The following is a 17,507-nucleotide window of genomic DNA, read 5'->3' as shown; positions in this document are numbered from 1 at the left end:
GTCAGGTTGCAAAGTGCTCTCGGTGATAGGAGAAGTACTCGTCACTGGGATGGTGGCCAGTAACCTCCCGCAGGGGACCGACCTCTGCACCGTCGAGAATGTTGAAGACTTGCCTATTTTCATTCACTACGACAGTCCCGGTATCAAATCTTACATGATCATCGGAACAGAGGCAGAGCATGTTATTAAGAACGTCCGGACCATGATGAGGGCTTCCTAGGGCCTGGATATGGGCGGCTTCGGCATAGTGCCCTCTCCGGGTCAGAAGGACGGCGCCACAAAATTGACACCTGAACTCATGGATCGCTTTTATACGTATCCCAAGCTTTCCGTCGCGCATCAGCTTCCTGGCGTATCCCACCTTCGTCTCGGGGACGTCACCATCGCCGACCTCCACCTCTGAAGGCTGGGGAACATCGCCGTGCATTTTCCCATCCAGCGGCACCACAATGTCGACCCGCGGCCTGAAGATGTCAGTTGAATCAACAGCCACAAGCCAGTAGCGGAAAATAGTGTACCCGTCTCTTCCGATTTCCGACCAGTGATCCGCGACATAGAATAGACCGTCGTATCGGTACCCCGAGCTCGGTGCGTACGGACTATGGTGGGCCCGCTTTCGCTTCTTACTCACACCTCGAATTACCCGTACAGGCCATCCACGCTCTTGGTTGATCGTCAGTGCCATATTCCCCATGGCCATCTTCTGATCCGCCACCTGGCGCCCAGTACTATCATCCCTGCCACCATGACCCGTATACAAGATCTTGGTCAGATGATCCTCGTCATCAACGTAGCCTCCTGACAGGACTACGGACTCAGCAGCAGTGTCCTTCCGCCAACAGATACCAGCCTGCGCGTCACGATGAACTCCTTTTTTATTCATCTCCGCATAGCTATCGAAATGATCCCCTGGGAATATTCCGTCGATATTTCCAATCATCATTCCTCCAAGAAAAGATATCTCAGCTGAAATTTGAGAGGTTAGACGCCTTCAACTAGACCCCTCGCAACGACGGATTTTGCCAGAGTTTCGTCCATGAATCCATGCCACACAGGGCGGATCGACGGCCCTTCAGAGCACCGTGGGATCCTTGGAGTTGAATATCACTCTCTGCTATGGGGGCGCACAACACTGTTATCATCTTCGTTCAGTAGCTGAACACCACGTCACTCAGTACTACAAGGCTTCCCAGCGTGAGTGCGTACACGCTCGCGTGCTAACGCTCAGTCATATTTGGAGATCTTGTCGCCAGTGGACCGTTGCGGGCGACTAGGAGCTGACGGAGACCCCCTATGAAGGCACGCGGAGTTCGCCGATTGGGGCGGCTGGTCGATGGGGACCCGACCGAGGTCGGGCAGTATCGGCTAGTCGGGAGGATCGGTTCCGGGGGGATGGGCGTCGTGTACGCCGGGACCGTCGATGGGGTCAATGGGTATCTGGCCATCAAGGTCATCCATGCCGAGCACGCCGCCAGGGCCGAGTTCCGGCGGAACTTCGCGCACGAAGCGCGGCTGTTGGCGCGGGTGAACAGTCCGTGTGTGGCCAGGTTTGTCCAGGCCGATGTCGAGGCCGACCCTCCCTGGCTTGCCACCGAGTACGTTCCTGGGCCCACTGTGCGGCACCACGTTGAGCGGCACGGCCCGCTCCGTGGCGGGATGCTGGTGGGATTGGCTGTGGGCGCGGCCGACGCGCTGCGTGCCATTCACGCGGCCGGCATTGTGCACCGTGACCTCAAGCCCAGCAACGTCGTCATCTCCCCCACCGGCCCCAAGGTGCTCGACTTCGGGATCGCTCGCCCCACCGGTGGAGAAGATCCGACCCGGTGGCGGCGCGTACGACGGCTTCGCCGGGCCCTCCAGACGCTCGGCAGCGCTCCCCAGCCCGACGTCAGCGGGACCGACGACTCGGCTCAGCCGGTGCGCGACCGTGTCGGGACGCCCGGGTGGATCAGCCCCGAGCAGTACCGCGGGCTGCCCGCCACCGATCGCTCCGACATCTTCCTGTGGGGCTGCCTGGTGGCCTTCGCCGCTGCGGCCCACGACCCGTTCGGACACGGGCACCCGAAGGAAATGGCCCGGCGCGTGGTGACCGAGGCCCCCGACCTCGCGGGGCTCACCCCCGCTATGGAGAAGCTGGTCCTTGCAGCTATGGCCAAGAATCCCGCTGACCGCCCGGACTCCGGTGTGCTCCTCGACCGCGCCCTCGCACTGGCGGCGGGTGATTCCGTCGACGATCCCCCTCGCCCCACGAGTGCGCAGCGGGCCGTGGCCGTGCGGGGCCTGCTCAAGAAGACATGGACGGACGTGGCCGTCAAGTTGCCGCAGCCCGCACGTAGCTGGGGTGGGATCTTGGGGCCGAAATCTGAGATGTAGGGATCGATGTCGCCGTGGGCTGCCGTTCGGCTCGGCGGCCGGCACCGGGTGCGGGGATCAGGGACCGGACGGCGGCGTGGGCGGCATGTCCTCGCCGAGCACCGCCAGAACCCGGTCACGGTCCGCCTTCCGCAACCCCTTGGCGACCTGGCGGTAGGAGTGCCACACCATCTCCACCAGTTCGTCGTCCGGCACGTCGCCGTCGAGCATGACCGTGTTCCAGTGCCGCTTGTTCAGGTGGTAGCCGGGGATCACCGAGATGTACTGCGCGCGCAGTTCCAGCGCCAAGGACGGCTCACATTTGAGGGAGACCCGCGGTGCCCCCTCCTTGTCATGCGAGAGGATCGCGAACATCTTCCCCGCCACCTGGTAGACCGGCATCCCCGACGGGAACGGGTACGTCTCCTCCGCTTCCGGGAACCACAGTAGGACGTCGACCAGCTGCTCGGGGGTCATCCCGGATCCCTTTCCGTGGTACGGCCTTGCCGTGTAGCCGTATCACGCCAGCGTGACGATTCCCGCGGATGACATCCGGAGCAACCGTCATAACGCGAGGAGCAGGAAGCCGGCGAGCGCCGTCACCACCCCGACCACGCCCGCGAACGTGCGCGACGCCATGATCGCGGACTCACTCCACGTCTGCCGGGCTGCGTAGCAGACCAACAGCGCGACCATGGAGGCGAGGGCCGAACCGAGCACGATGATGAGGACAGCAAGGATCGCATGCAACGAGGGCTCCTTCGACGCAACGGGGAACGGGAAGGCGCGTGCTCACCATGATCCATATACCCCGGCGGAAGGTGCCCCTGCCTCCTTCAGGCCAGTGCAGCGACCAGGTTGGTCAATCTTCAGGTATCCACAGCCCGAGGTCGATCTCCAATCGCGTGATCATCTTGTCGACCTCGTGCTCGAAGGCCGCTTGAGGGACGAGCTCCCCATCGTCGGCAACTGGAGCGGCTGTAAGCCGGATCTCGTACACAGCGCTCCTGGTCTGAGCCACGACAGCGTACGAGGTGAGATCGGGGTCATCCGCCGAGGCACCGTAAACATAGCTCGACCGGTCCGCGAGCGCCCCATCGCCTTCGCTCTCCACGGTCGAGACAGCGTCGCCTATGGTGTTCTGTCGATCTTCGAACTCCGCGGACGCCAATTCAACGGGGTCTCCACCATCTTCCGATGGAATATTGGCCCGATAGGAAAAATCCAATTCCCAAGGGTCGATGTACTGGTAGTCAGGGATGAGGGTCCACTGGCAGCTATCCGATACAGTCCGATCCGCTACCGCTGATCCTTCGTCCTCAGCGGTGTCGACATAATCCTCGTCCGAGTCAGTTCGCGTGACGTTGATGGTCGACGTCGTGGGAAGAGTCGTCGAGCAGAGATCCAGGGTTCCCGGGTCCAAGGTCTCCTGCGGCTCCCCCGTCGCCCCTGCCCCCACACTCGGATTGTCGGCACCTGACGGGGACGCGGCGATTCCGGCGAGCGCCTGAATACCCCCGACCACCAAGCCGACGACGGAAAGCCCGGCAATGGTCCCGCAGCCGAGCATCGTCAGTCCGGCTCGCCAGCCGCGGATGCCCTGGTTACTCCTGGAATCGGGGCCTCGCTCAGGCATCGTGGATCCTCAAGTCGGCGGCGGATATTAGAAGCACGAGTTCCACTGGAGCCTCGCGTATTCACTCCTGCGCATCCAGCTGCGCCCTGACGTCGGGGTGTTCGAGGGGGCGGGTGAATCCCAGGATGTCGGCGCGGCTCGGGTCATCGTACTCACGCGTGGCGATAGGACCGCAACTGGTGCACCACGCCTCGACCATGAGCCCGTCACCGATCACCATGCCGACGTGCCCCGGTCCCGGGGGCTCGCCAGGGCGCTGGACGTCGAAGAAAACGAAGTCGCCCGGCTGCTCCTCACCCTGGGGGATCTCCGGCCCAAAACTCCACTGGTCCTGGGAGATCCGCGGAATCGTCACCCCGATGCTCTCGTATGCCTTGAGCAGCAGCCCCGAGCAGTCGTAGCCGACCGGCCCCGTCCCGCCCCAGATGTAGGGCTTCCCCCGCTGATCCATGGCCCAGTCCACGACGCTTTGCGCCGCTTCGCTCGACGCGCGCCCGACGGGGATACCGTCCTCGTTGACCTCGCAGTTCACCGCGGTATCGATCGACCCACTGGTGTCGAAGTCGCCGTCGGCGTACCTCTCGGCCCATTCCATGACGTCGTCGACGTACCACCACGCGTGGTTGTAGCCGAAGATCGCCTGCCGCATGTCGTCCTGCGCGCCGTGGGCGATGAGGTAGTCCGCGGAGGCGGGGATCGCGTCGGCGGGGTCGTAGACGTTCACGACACCGTCATCGTTGCCGTCCTGGCCATACCCCTCGTCGGGCCGGTCGTCGGCGTCCATGATGGGCTCGCCGCCCCAGCTGTTGCCGGCCGCAGAACCGTCGAGGGCACCGAACTGCATGGGGCCGGCCGCCCCCCAGTCGTTGTGCCCCTCGCTCACGCCTGGCCCCTCCCAGCGGCCGTGCTGGGTCTCGACCTGCCCGATTCCGGCGAGGATGTTCCAGGGAAGCCCCTTGTCCTCCCCGACCTCCCGGTAGATCTCCAGGTAGTTCGCCGGAATGGAATCTTCCGCATATCCGCTGCTGTCGGCCTGCGCGGCACTGTCCTCGGACGTGCAGCGCAGCCCTCCGGCTGCGTTGAGGATGCCCGGGTTCATCGTTGCCAGGGGGAGGATGACGACGGCCAAGGCGATCACCCCCGCGATCACCAGCCCGAGGGCGATCGCGAGCCGGGTCGCCGCGGAGCCGCGGTCGTTGGGGACGGCTCGCACGAAGAGGGGGATCATGGCGTCATCATCTCCCGGAGGTCGTGCGGAGGGCGTAGTGGGCTGAAGATGCCGCGAACGGACCGGTGCTGCTCACCGTCATCACCCTTCCCCGAAGTTTCCTGCGTCGGCCGGCTGGAAGTCGAAGACGCGCCACTCGCCACGCTCCTGCACCACCGTGATCGCGAAGTCGCCCAGGTCCTCCGACGCCCCGCTGTCGTCCTCGGTGATGGACTGGGCCTGGACGACGAACACGATCGACTCGTCATCGAAGCTGCGGATGGACTCCACATCGGCGCGTCCCTCCGCGACCGCCTCCTGCTCGCCCATCTCGGCCCACATGGCCCCGGCACCCGAACTCTGGGCCAGTGTTCGGGCGTAATCGCGGGTGGCCAGGGCCTCCATGGCCGCGTAGTACTGCTCGGGGGAACGCGTGTAGTCGATGGTGCCGTAGGCGGTGGCGAACGCCTGAGCGGTGGCCGCGGCGCCCTTCATCTCCTCCTCGGGGAACGGCAACCAGTCGAGCACCTGCATGTCATCGACGGCCGTGGTGGGGATCGGGCTGGGAGGGGCCGCTGCGGGCTGGTCGGCCCCACTCCCCTGTCCCTCCCCTGAGGGTTGCTGATCGCCTTGCTGATTTCCCTCGGCCTCGTCGTCCCCACCCGAGAAGCCGCCCATGCTCAGGTAGATACCGAAGACGACCAGGACGGCGACGAGGAGGCCGAACACGAGGCGCTGCTGCCCCTCGGAGAGCGACTTGGGCATGGCTGGGCGTTCCCTACGGCGAGCGGACGGACTGGGTCGGAGGGTTCGGGGGACGGAGCACGTGCCGTCGGCCGGTGCCCGCACCCGACTGGGACGTGCGGGCACGGGCCGACAGGCGTGGGTCAGTCATCGCCGCGAAGCCAGAACGGGATGTCCCTCCGCTGCTGGTTGCGGCGGCCTTGGCCATCCGAGCCGGTCCAGAACGGGCTGATCGGCGCATCGTTCTTCGGTTTGCCGGAACCGGTGATCCAGTTGCCGCCTTCACCCCGCGCAGGTGGAGCGGGCGCGGGACGGGGTGCACGCGCCGGGGGCACCGGCCGGTCCTGCCGGGTGCGCGGACCACCCCAGCGCGAGCCGCTGGACGTGTCGCCCATCAACGGGGCGGCCGACCGGCCGCGGAAGATGCCCTGCCCCGAGCTGGGCGCCGGACGGTCGGCGGCCGCTGCCGCCCCGCCGGCGTCGCCGCCTCGCGGCGGCGCGGCACGCTGGCCGGTGCCGGACCCGGTGCCGAACACCGACGCCCATCCGGTATCGCCCGTCCCCGTGTATCCGCCAGCCGGGCGTTGCGGGATGGGGCCACGGGCGGCCGCTCCGGTGCCGAGACCCGCTGACGCAGCCTCGCTCAAGCGCGGCGCCTGCGCCGAGCTTCGTTGTGTGGTGGCGCCCTGGTGTGTCCGGCCGCTATCTGCGGGACCCGACTGACCGAGATGCAAGGGTGGTGGAGCGGACGTGTCCCGGACCCGCCCGTAGCCGGCGGTCCCGCGGGCGCGACCGGAGTCGCCGCGGGTGGTGGATGCGTCGCTCTCGCCCGGGTCGCCCGCGGCAGTACCGCGGACGGCGTCCGCCGCTTCTGCCGCACCGGCGGCACCGGGACCCGCCGGAACGGCTCCGGCCACGGCTGCAAGCTGCGGCGCACGCCGGAGGCCCCACCGCTGGGCGCGCATGTAGGCGACGGGCGGGAGGACGTTCGCACTGCGACTGAGAGCACTGCTGGTCACAGCATCGCTGACCATGCGCGAGGTGAACGTATTCGCGTTCACCGAGGCGAAGAGGTGCGCGAACGGCTTGCGGTAGACGAACAGCGCCAGTGTGAAGAGCGCCAGCAGGATCATCTGAAGACCCCAGCCGAGGTTCGTCGCCATTACCATCCCGTAGCACATCACGAGCAGGGAGATCAGCAGGACGACGAAGATCTGCTTGAGCAGCAGTCCGAGCAACATCTCGAACCATCGGAGGAGTACGGTCCGACCGTATCCTGGATGGATTCCGATGAGCAGGAATATCGGAGACAGGAGCAGAAGGAGAAGAAAACCGATCTTCAGGACGATGAGCGCGACCGATCCCGCAAGAATCAGCCCTCCGGCGAACACCGCCGCAAACAGGGCAAGGGTCGCGACACCCAGGCGACTTCCTTGTTGGTCCCCTTCGAACAGCGGATAAACGCCGGGGTACGACGATTCTACGTTCTGAGCGATCTCCTGGTATTGATCCTGCTTTTCGTCCATCAGCTCGCGCGCATCCACCTCGCCATCGGCGATCTGCTGCTGCTCGATCCTGCTGATCCCCTGCGCCGCCATGAGGTCAACGGCATGCAGCGCGGCAGCACTGTCAGCCACGTCCCCGGAGCCGAACTGCCCGGCGACCCATGGTTGACAGACCAGGCTGCCCCACAGCATGTCGGCGTTCTGCCGAACGGCGAAGTCACCGTCGGACTCCCACGACGCCTGCTCAATCTCCGGAGCACCGCCAGGGCAATTATTCGACCCTCCGGTTGCCGTGACCCGAGATACCGCCGAGTTCACCAATTGATTTCCGGAATTGACGAGGGTTCCGGCCATACTGAGAATCTGGCCTGGATTGACGAGAATCCAGATCCCGATCGCGGTCGCCAGCACCATCCATACGGTGCTTTCGATGGTGAGTGTCACGCGTTTGCGGATCAGCCCGTACCAGCCGAGCCAGACGGCCCCCAAGATGACGACCGTGGGAAGCAGCGGACGCCAGATTCCTTCTCGCAGCTGATTGATGACGCTTTCAACGAGCGAGTTGAAGCTGGCCAGCAGTCCATCCGACGTCGCGGCCTGATAAACGGTGATGGTCGACTGGTTGATCGTCTTGGAGAGGTCCCACGCCGTGTTGCTCAGGGTCGCGACCGCGCTCGACCCCATCTTGTCGACACACGATTCCCGGATCACATGCCACTGCTGGCCCGACGTCCCGTACTGCCCGTAAAGGCTTGCGTCAGGGGGGAGCCCGTCCGGGGAGCCGACAATCGACGACTGCGACTGCGGCGGCACCAGCAACCCATCCGCCCCGCTCCCCGCAGCCTCCGGCTGCGGGGCGGGCTCGCCCTCGCATACGGGGGCCGCCTGGGCGGTACCGGTGCTGAGGGGGATGAGGAGGAAGGCCAGGACCAGCATGGCCGTTGTCACGTAGCGTTTCAGGTGCCGGCCCCCCGCCGACCGGGGTGACCACCGGTGCAAGGGTGTCGACCTCGGGCTCATCCTCAGCGCTCCTGCCTCATGGTTCCCATGGTTCCGATGCCGCCGGTGCCCACGAGGGCGCCGTCGGCGGCCCTGTGGTGGTCGTCGTCTTCGTCGGGCCGTTGCCGGGTCGGGTTGGTGTCGAGCCACCGCAGCAGTTCGTCGGACACCAGGTCTACGGCGATGCGTCCGGCCCGGCCGTCGAGGTCGCGGAAGATGCACTCGCCGTTGCCGAGGTTGCGCAGCATGGCCATGTGGTCTTCGGACGGCTCCACGCCCAGCAGGGCCATCACGCTCTCGACCTCGAACCGCTCGCTGGAGCGGAAGGCGAACACGCTGGACAGGCAGTTGGTGACCTGCTCGTTGAGGAGGTCGCCCGCGTTCTGGCTGACCAGGATCAGCGCGGTGTTGCGCGACCGTCCCATCCGCGACACCTCGGGCACCAGCTTGGCGCCCTCGGGTGTGGAGGTCACCGCCCACGCCTCGTCCAGGAAGATGGCCTTCGGCAGGTGGCGGTCGAGCCCGTTCATGAGCCGCCGGGCGAACTGGCTGACCAGGTAGAGCAGGGCCACGGAGAGCCGCTGCTCGTAGGAGTAGTCGTCGCGCCCGATCGTGGAGTCGGGCAGGGTCAGCCCGCCCAGGGTGAACACGGTGGTCCATCCCTCGGTGTCGATCTGCGCTTCACCCTGGGGGTCGAAGCACAGGCTGGCGAGCCGCATGTCCGACATCGATTGCAGGACCGCGCCGAGGTTGCGCGACGCGGCGTCGTGGGAGTTCTCCAGGTAGGTGATGACCTTGGCGAGGCTGGGCCGCGGCTGGTTGGCCACCGCCGCGACCGCCTGGATCATGGCGGACTCGCGCTCCTCGCTCATCCGGGGCAGGAGCAGTCTCAGGGTCTCGGTCGCCATGGTCTTCTTGGTGGGCAGGTCGTCGCCGAACCCGAACGGGTCGAGGAGCCCCGGCTCGGCGGAGCCCAGCGACATGATGCGCGCCTTGCGTCCGCGCCGCTGCAACAGCTCCACCAGGGATTCGGCGTCGCCCTTGGGGTCGATGGCGACGACCGTGACCCCGCGCAGCGCCAGCTGGTGGATGAGGAGGAGCGCGAGGGTGGTCTTGCCGCCGCCCGGCTCGCCCGTGATCGCGATGGCTGTGGGCCGGTTGCGGGCCGCGGCGACCATGGGGTCGAAGTGCACGATGGACCGCGCCCGGCCCAGGGTCTCCCCGATGTAGGGCCCGGTCCACCCGCCGCCGCCCGTGCCGGTGTCGCGGCGGTCGCCGAGGTCGACGGTGGCGGTGGGCATCCCGCCGGCGATGGTGCGCAGCGGCTGGCGCTGGGCGTAGGCGTTGAGCCGGATCCGGTCGCCCGGAAGCGACTCCGAGAACAGGGAGAATTGGTCGCCGGTGGAGTTGGTGACGTCGATCCCGATGTCGCGGTAGTGCTCGACCACGGCCTCGACCCGCTGCACGAGCAGGTCCTCGGTGGGCGCGGACACCATGAGCCGGTGCCACCCGTAGACGAACGGGAGCCGTTCCTTGGTGATGCCGTGCTCCAGCATGCGGGCGGCGTCGATCTGCTCGGCCAGCGCGATGGGCGCCTCCACCCCCGCTTCGCGGATGTGGGCGTCCATGTCGCGGGCGTGGGCGAGCTTGCGCCCGACGTCCTTGCTGGCCTTGGCCGGCGGGATGAGCTTCATCCGCAGCGACACCTCGACCGGGAACGGCAGCGAGTCGGCGTAGTGCAGCCACGGTTCGCCGTCGGGGAACGGCATGAGGTCGGGGAACCGCGAGAAGGAGAGGTAGGCGACGTAGGTGGAGCCCTGCGGCTGCTCCAGGCGCAGCATCGACCGCCCGTTGTGGATGACCCCGTCGACGAGCTGCTCGATCTCCCCCTTGCCCCAGGTGCGGCGGCCGGCGGCGGAGGCGCGCGGCTCCTCGACGGTCCCCGCGACCGCGTGCCGGAACAGCCAGGCCAGCTGGTCGGAGGTGGCGTGGTGGGCGTGCAGGGAGCTGGCCGCCAGGGCGCGGCCCAGCCGCTCGGCCTGCCCGGACCAGCGGGCGATCTCCTTGGCGTCGATCGCGTCGTCCTCCATGCCGAGGACCTGTTCGGTGCGCTGATAGGCGGAGAGCAGCCCGCCGAACATCCCTTGCGAGAACTGTCCCGCGACCCCGCCCCGCTGCCCGAGCCGGACCCCGAGGTAGATCTCCTTGGTCCAGAAGTCCTTGGCCCACACGTGCCGGTACATCTCGTCGAGGTACTCGTACCAGCCGGGCCCGGAGTCGGAGGTGCCGTCGAGCCGGGTCGCCCATTCCGCGGCGGGGTAGGTGCGGTGGGCGATGCGCAGGTGCACCTCGGCGTCGTTCATCCGGATGGCCGCCAGCGCGATGGTGATGTTGGTGGCCAGCGCCTCGCGGTCGTCGGGGGTGGAGAACTCGTAGGACACCGTCGGCAGCCGGAAGTAGGCCCACGCTTCGGCGTCGCTGAGCAGGATGCGGTCGTCGAAGTAGCGGACCGCCAGGCGGCTGCCGCCCCTGCTGCCGTTCATCGGGTGCCCTCCCGGGTGGTGTCGTGCGTGGTATGCGGCCGGCGGTGGTCTCCGCGGACGGGCGGCGGGTGGGCGATGGTCACCGGTGTGCCTCCGATCCGTTGCCTGCGCCCGCGCCGGGCGGGACGGGGCCCGCCCCGGTGCCGCCGGCCAGCCCGTGGACGAGCACGCCGCCGAGGGCGGCGTGCGCCCGGCGGGTGGTCGCGCGCAGCGCGTCGACGTCCACGATCTTGCCCGCGGCGAGGTGGTCGTCCCAGGGCACGCGCACGATGGCCCGGCAGCGTCCGCGGGCGACCTTCTCGGCCTCGTCGACGTCGCCGAGGCTGCGCTTGCTCACCCCGTTGATGACGACGATCGCCTTGGCCCGCAGCGACGCGTAGCCGTGGCCGTCGAGCCATTCGAAGGTCATGGCCACCGAGCGGGCGGCGTCCTCGCTGGCCGGGGCGACGAGGACGAGGCCGTCGACCACGGGCAGTGCCCGGGCGACGCCGGTGGCGGCCGGGTCGAGGAGGGTGATCTCGTAGAACCCTTCGAGCAGCCCCGCGAGCCCGGCGTAGTCGCGGTCGTCGAGGGTCTGCACGTAGGGGTCGTCGAGGGTGGAGACGACCTCCAGGCCGGTGCCGGACTGCGAGGTGTAACGGCGCATGCCGAGGTAGCCGTTGACGGAGTCGGAGTTGGCCAGCAGGGACGTGAGGGTCTCGGGCGTTTCGGCGCGCACGCGGCGCGACAGCCCGCTCGTGCTCGGGTTGACGTCGACGGCCACCACGCGGTGGTCGCGGTGGGCGGCGAGGGTGTGGCCGAGCATCAGGGTGGTGATGGTCTGGCCGGCGCCCCCGGTGCAGCCGAGGACGACGACGCTGCGCGCGCCGCCGAGCGGGGCGCGCAGGCGCTCGAGGTCGCCCGCCGGGAGGTCGGACTTCGCCGGGGCGGCCGAGCCGCCGGTGACCACGCGGGCCAGGCGGCGCCAGCCGCGGGTGCCCCCGCTGCCCGGGGTGTCCGCTGTGTGGGCGGGGGTCTCGTGGGTGCGGCGGGCGGCGGGTGGGCCGGCGGGGGTGTCGGTGAGGCGCTGCTGCTCGCCGGTGCCGTGGTCGAGCTGGAGCGACGGCTTGCCGGGGTCCGGGTCGGGGTCGACAGGTCCGCTGCGGGGGGCGGCGCCGGGGGCGCGCTGGTCGCCGGAGGGCGGGCCGCCCGGCGGGTTCTGGCCGAAGAGGTGGCTGAGGCGGCGTGCGTTCTGGGCCACCCGGCTGAAGACGCCGTCGTCGCCGGCCGGCCCTCCCTGCTCGCTGTGGGAGGGTGCGGGGGCGCTGTCGGCACCGCCTTGGCCCGTGCGCGGGGTGGCGTCGCGGGTTGGGTGGTGGTCTCCGGCCGGGTTCGCCCGCGGTGGGCGGGCGGGGCGGGCCGAGTTCTCGGGCCGGGCGGCGGAGGGCTCGGTGGCGCCCCGCCGTCCGTCCGTTTCCGGGGTGGATGGGGCGACCGGGGCCGCCGGCGGCGCGGAGGCCGCGGGGGGCGTGGCCGAGGACCGCGCCGCGCTACCCGGCGCGGACGCGGGCCGGTTCAGGCGGGCGCGGATGGCGGCGGCTTCGGCGGCTTCCAGGTCCGCCGCCGTGGTGCGCCGCTGCGGCGAGTCGACCTCGCTGAAGCTTTCGTGTTCCCCGGTCCCGTGGTCGAGTTCGAGCGCCGGTTTGCTCTGCGCGACATCGGACGCGCCGGCGTCAGTCCGCACCGCGGGGGCGGCGGGCATTCCGTCCGCGGGTCCCTGGGGACGGCGTTCCGCCCCTTCCGGCTCGGGGACGCGAGGGTCACCGTCTCTCGCAGCCGACGCCGTCTCGGCGTCATGGGCCGGACGGCCCTGCGGGGCGTGGGAGCCCGGCGCCTCACCCGGCGCCGGTGCGTCGTCGGCATCGGCGGCCTGCCCAGCCTGGGCGCTCGGGCCACCACTCGCCGGGGTGCCGGGGCGGCCGGCACCGTCCGTGGCCGGGGCTCCCTGCGAGTGGGGGTCCACCGTGCCGGGCGTGGACGGCCGAGCATCGGCCAGGGCGGCAGCTGCCCCGTGAGAGGCCGGGGAGGACGCGGCATCGGCTTCCCGATGACCGTCGACGTCCGACGCCTCTCTCGGCGTGAGCCTGTCCCCACCGACCTCGTGCCCTTGGGCCGGAACGTGCGCTCCCCCACTCGCCGCCGCGCCGGAACGATCGGCGCTGCCAACGGCCGTGGATTCCTGGGAGCCGGACTCCGCAGCGGGCGCTGCTGGCGCCTCTTCGAAGGGCTGGGACGGACCTGCGTCGGATCCCCGTCGGTCGCGGGTGTCCGATGCTCCGTTCGCCGGTCGACCGGGGCGACCGGCACGGATTTCCTGGCCGGCGGGGGCGGATGGCCGGGCGTGGGTGTCGGCCGAGGGAGCCGACGGCCTCTCCGGGGCCCCGGGCCGGGGATCGCCGGTCGCCGTCTGTTCCCGGGTGTCCGGCGCCTCTTGCGGTGCGGGTTCGCGGGGGGTGCCTGTGTCGCCCGCGGACGACGCGTGGCCGTCCGGGTGCTCGACAGCGGCGTGTTCGCGGCCACTGCCGACCGCGGGCCCTTGAAGTTCGGTGTCCGCCGGCTCGGCGGGCGCAGACGGGGCTCGCCCGTCGTCCTCTGTGACGGCTCCACTGTGCCGGGACGGGGAGCCGTCGGGGCTCTGCCTCTCCGGGGCGTCACCGTTCACGGGCGCACTGCGGGAGGCGACGCGCTCTCGTGCCTCCGCGTCCGCGCCTGCGTCCGCGTCCGCGGCACGGCGGGCGGCCGTGCCGGGGCTGTCGGCTGCTGTTTCGGGGAAGGTGGCGGCGGTGTCGGTGAACCAGCCTCTCTGCCTGCGCCGGGCGTCTTCGCCTGCCTCGGCGAACCGGGGCGGGGGCGGGGCGGGGGTGTCGGCGTGGCTGAGGTAGCGGTTCAGGACGTCGAGGCGTTCGTCCCTGGCAGATGATGGGGTGTTCGTCCCCTCCTCCGGGTCGGCGGTGCTCGGTGTGGAGGCGGCGGCCGGGTGCTCCGGGGCGCCCGTGGCGGGGGCCGACGGAGCGCCGGTGACCGTTTCGGGCGCTACGGAATCCGCAGGCCCGGCCGGGCTCTCCGGGCGGAGGGCTGGGTCCGCGGGCGATGTCGCGGAATCGGGGTCGCCACTGCCGGGGGCGGCGCTGGCAGTCGGCGTGTTCGCGGATCCAGGGGCCGGTGGCGCCTGCGGGTCCTCGGATCCTGGGCTTGGCTGCGGCTCGGCGAGAGGCATGGTCGCGTCTGGACCGATGTCGGCGGCCGCTGTTGGGCGCTTCGGGGCGGGGACGATGCGGACGTATTCGATGGAGTCGTCGTACTCGGGCACCGGGGTGTGCGAGGGGCCGGGCCCGTGAGAGCCGTGTGGGAGGGAACTCTCCCGCGCGGCCCCTGCCCCGCTGGGCGGGGCGGTCCGGTCGCGGTGGCCGGTGCCGGTCGCAGGCGCATCCGGTATCGATGCGGACGCTGCGGAGGCGGCCGGCTCGGCCGCCGCGGGGTCCGCTGTGGCGTCCGCGGTGGATGCGGCCCTGCCGGAGGCGGCGGACTCCCGTCCTGGCGACGGCGTTCCGGTGGTCGCCGTGCGAGGGTCGGGACCGGTGGCCGGAGTGGCGGCGGATGCCGAGGCGGCCTCGCCGCTGTCCTCTCCCCCGTTCCCGGGGGTGGCGTCGGCCGAACGGCGGGGCGTGGCCGGTGAGGTGCCCGCCGGGACGGAGAAGACCCGCAGGACCTCCGACATGCTCTCGTGCTCGCCCGTACCGTGGTCGAGCTGGAGCGGCGGCTTCGCCGCTCCGCGAGGAACGGCCGGGCCGGCCGATGCCGTCGGGGGTTCGGCCGCGTTGTTCGGATCCGTTGTCGAAGGGGCCGCTGGGCGGGTTCCCGGGGCTTGGGGCGGAGGCTCGGCCGGACCGCCGCCGGGCCGACCGGCGGTGGGCCGACCGGCGGTGGGCGTCTCGGTCCGGGACGGCGCTCCGGTTCCGGAGGTGGCGGATCGAGTGATGGGGGCGTCGGCCTGCGGCGCTTCCGTTCCGGAGGTCCCGGTCCGGGCCGTGGACGCGTCGGCTTGGGATGCCCCGGTAGCGGTGCCGGGCCGGACGGTGGCGGCGTCGGACCGGCCCCAGGCTTGTGTTCCGGGGGCGCCGGCCGGGTCGGCGGCGGTGGCCGGGCCGGCCGGGGCATCGGAGGCGGCCAGGTGGGACGCGGGGCCGGTGGCGTCGAGGCGGTCCGGGTGGACCGCGGCGTCGGACCGGGCCCGGGCCTGTGTCCCGGGGGTACCCCCCGGGTCGGCGTCCGCCTGGTGCGCCGGGGCATCGGGGGCCACCGGGTGGGACGCAGAACCGGTGGACTCGAGGCCGTCCGGGTGAACCACGGCGTCGTGTGCGCTCGGGTGCGTTGCGGGGGCGGATTCGGTCTCGGTGCCGGTGAGCGGGACGGGGAGGTCCCACGGGGCGGCGTGCGGGCGGCGGCGTCGGCGTTGGGAGCGGGCGGACTCCGGGTCGTCCCCGGGAGGGGCCGAGGCCGTCGGATCCGCCGGAAAGGCCGGGTCCGCCGGGGCGCCGAGGCCGTGGGCGCGTTCGACGGGCTCCGGCGGCAGGACCCGCTCGCGCAGCCGCTCCTGAGCGGCCGGCTCCTGCGGGTGCTCCGGTGCCCGCGAGGGCGCGTGCGTGCTCTGCTGGGTGTCGGCCGGTTCCGGGCCCCGGTGTTCGTGCGGTGTCGCGGAGGCGGATGTGCGCTCCGCCTCGCGGCCGGTGTGGTCCAGGGGCCGGAGGCCCGCTGCCTCGTGGCGGTCGGCGGGCGGGGTGCTATCCAGGCGGCGCTGCGGTTGGGTCGGTACATCGCGGGTGGCGTGCCTGCGCTGGACGCGGCGGACGGCTTCGATGCCCTGGATCCGGGCGCGCAGCCGCCGGTTCGGGCGGCCTTCGGGACGCGCAGAGGCCACGTGCCGGTGCGGGTCGTCGCCGGCGCCGGGCCGACCGGAGCCGTCGCCGGCCGCGCCTCGGCGCTCGTCGCCGGGCCAACGCGTGTCGTCGTCGGCCGTGTGCCGGCGCCCATCATCGTCGCCTGCTGGAGCGGTATCGGCTCCCGGCCGGAACGGGGGGACGGGCGCGGCGGCGGGGTGCTCCTGCCACGGTGCCCGGCTCCGCTCACGCGGCGGCGCCTGCATCGGCTCCGGGCCTGCCTGGTCGGAGAACGAGGGGCCCGGCCGGTGCGCGATCGTCGACCGGCCGTCGTCGGCGGCCGGGGGGAGAGGGGCCGACATCATCTCCTCGGCGCGCCGCCGGGCAGCTGAGTCGCCGGGCGCGGCCGCCTGTGCGTGCCCGGGCGCGGCCGGGGGCTCCGCGGCGTCAACGTGTCCGGGGTGGTGCGGGGCGGCGGTGCCGGGGGTGGCGACGCTGTCGGGCGCTGGGCGGCCCGGGTCGGCGCTCCCCCTGGCGACGAAGGGACGCGGGGGCTCGGCGGAGGCGCTGAGCTCGCTGAACCAGGAGCGTTCGCGGCGGTTGTCCATGGCCGCGCGCGGGCCGGTGGCGAACCCGTGGTCGCGGTGTCCGGAGGCCAGCGGGGAAGGGGCGTCGTCCTTGTGCTTGGCGGTGGCCAGCTCGGTGCGTTCGGCGGCGGGCAGTCCGGACGACGGGGTCGCCGTGCGCTCCGGCCGGCTCGGGACGTCCTTCGGCAGGGCCCAGCCGAAGTAGTTGAGGACCTTGATCCCTACTCTGCGCTCCCCCGCCTGGCGGCCGGGGCGCCGGACGTCTTCGGCGGCCTCGGAACGGGCCGCGGTGGTCGTCGGCTCTGCGGCCGGGGCCGCTCCGCGGGCAGCACGGGGGGAGGCGGCGGCAGCGGGCGCGGCGGGTTCGGTGGTCTGCGTGGTTTCGGGGGGTGCGACGGCGGCCGGGAGGGTGGGAGCCGCGGGCTCCGCGAAACGCTCCGTCTCCTCCTCATCGGGCGCGTGCGCACCGGTTCCGGTCGGCCTCGGGACACGCGTGGCAGGTGCCTCGGACGGCTCGCCGCCGGCGCCCCGGACGGCCGGTGCCGCGGGGCGCTCGTCGTCGGTCTCCCGGGCCGCCGGGACGCCGGGCCCGCCGGCCGCGGCGCTGTGGTTCCGGTCGCCGGGAGCGACGGGCTCGGGGGCGCGCCCGCTTTCCGCGGGCTCGGAGCCGGCGCGCGGGGCCGGGAGGACCTCGACGCTGTCGGTGGCGGTCCACAGCAGGGACGGGGCGCCGCTGGAGGGGTCGAGGCGCAGGGGCTCCGGCCCGGCGGGCGCCGCCGTCCGGGCGGCCCCTGTGCTCGCGGAGCGCGGGCGTCCGCGCCGTTCGGTGGTCGCGCGGCCGACGGCCGGCAGCGGGCCGGCCGCCGGGTCGCGGTGCCAGACGCGCACCGTGACCCGGATCTCGGCCGGCTCGTGCTCAGGGGTGAGGCGGGTGTAGACGCGTGCCTCGGTGAAGTAGCGGCCATAGGACAGCAGCAGTTCGGTCAGGCGTTTGCCCTCGATGACCGGTCGGGTCGCG

At 70.9% G+C, this 17,507-nt stretch carries 10 protein-coding genes; 1 reads left to right on the top strand and 9 read right to left on the bottom strand.

From position 1 onward, the window contains the following. Position 1 precedes the first annotated feature (1 nt). Positions 2-943: a YDG/SRA domain-containing protein gene (locus tag ACFOVU_RS14485; protein ID WP_378533826.1), complete on the bottom strand. Its 942-nt coding sequence runs from the start codon at positions 941-943 to the stop codon at positions 2-4. A gap of 350 nt (positions 944-1,293) precedes the next feature. Here ACFOVU_RS14485 and ACFOVU_RS14480 point away from each other — a divergent pair, with 350 nt between their 5' ends. Then, on the top strand, positions 1,294-2,373 hold the full coding sequence (locus tag ACFOVU_RS14480; protein WP_378533824.1) for a serine/threonine-protein kinase: 1,080 nt from the start codon (positions 1,294-1,296) through the stop codon (positions 2,371-2,373). 57 nt (positions 2,374-2,430) lie between these two features. On the opposite strand, the gene ACFOVU_RS14475 is transcribed toward ACFOVU_RS14480, so the two are convergent. The 8 genes from ACFOVU_RS14475 to ACFOVU_RS14440 all read right to left on the bottom strand — a co-directional run. Beyond that, the gene (locus ACFOVU_RS14475; protein WP_378533822.1) at positions 2,431-2,829 is read right to left on the bottom strand and encodes an MmcQ/YjbR family DNA-binding protein; all 399 of its coding nucleotides are present in this window, start codon (positions 2,827-2,829) and stop codon (positions 2,431-2,433) included. Between the two features lie 87 nt (positions 2,830-2,916). After that, entirely contained in the window at positions 2,917-3,102 is a 186-nt protein-coding gene (locus tag ACFOVU_RS14470) for a hypothetical protein (RefSeq protein ID WP_378533821.1), read from the bottom strand. 112 nt (positions 3,103-3,214) lie between these two features. Beyond that, positions 3,215-3,988 (bottom strand): hypothetical protein, encoded by a 774-nt coding sequence (locus ACFOVU_RS14465; RefSeq protein WP_378533819.1) that lies wholly within the window; start codon positions 3,986-3,988, stop codon positions 3,215-3,217. 61 nt (positions 3,989-4,049) lie between these two features. Beyond that, the gene (locus tag ACFOVU_RS14460; protein ID WP_378533818.1) at positions 4,050-5,216 is read right to left on the bottom strand and encodes a C40 family peptidase; all 1,167 of its coding nucleotides are present in this window, start codon (positions 5,214-5,216) and stop codon (positions 4,050-4,052) included. Positions 5,217-5,297: 81 nt separating this feature from the next. Next, positions 5,298-5,960 (bottom strand): hypothetical protein, encoded by a 663-nt coding sequence (locus ACFOVU_RS14455; RefSeq protein WP_378533816.1) that lies wholly within the window; start codon positions 5,958-5,960, stop codon positions 5,298-5,300. 122 nt (positions 5,961-6,082) lie between these two features. After that, positions 6,083-8,380 (bottom strand): type IV secretion system protein, encoded by a 2,298-nt coding sequence (locus ACFOVU_RS14450; RefSeq protein WP_378533814.1) that lies wholly within the window; start codon positions 8,378-8,380, stop codon positions 6,083-6,085. 86 nt (positions 8,381-8,466) lie between these two features. After that, a complete protein-coding gene (locus ACFOVU_RS14445; protein ID WP_378533812.1) occupies positions 8,467-10,986 on the bottom strand; it encodes an ATP-binding protein in 2,520 nt (839 codons plus the stop codon). 79 nt (positions 10,987-11,065) lie between these two features. Then, a partial coding sequence (locus ACFOVU_RS14440; RefSeq protein WP_378533810.1) for a hypothetical protein occupies positions 11,066-17,507 on the bottom strand: 6,442 nt, incomplete at its 5' end.

It is taken from the genome of Nocardiopsis sediminis (assembly GCF_042650565.1).
Classification (GTDB): domain Bacteria; phylum Actinomycetota; class Actinomycetes; order Streptosporangiales; family Streptosporangiaceae; genus Nocardiopsis_B; species Nocardiopsis_B sediminis.
The sequence above is the reverse complement of the archived record's forward strand: the minus strand, read 5'-3'. Positions and strand labels throughout refer to the sequence as shown.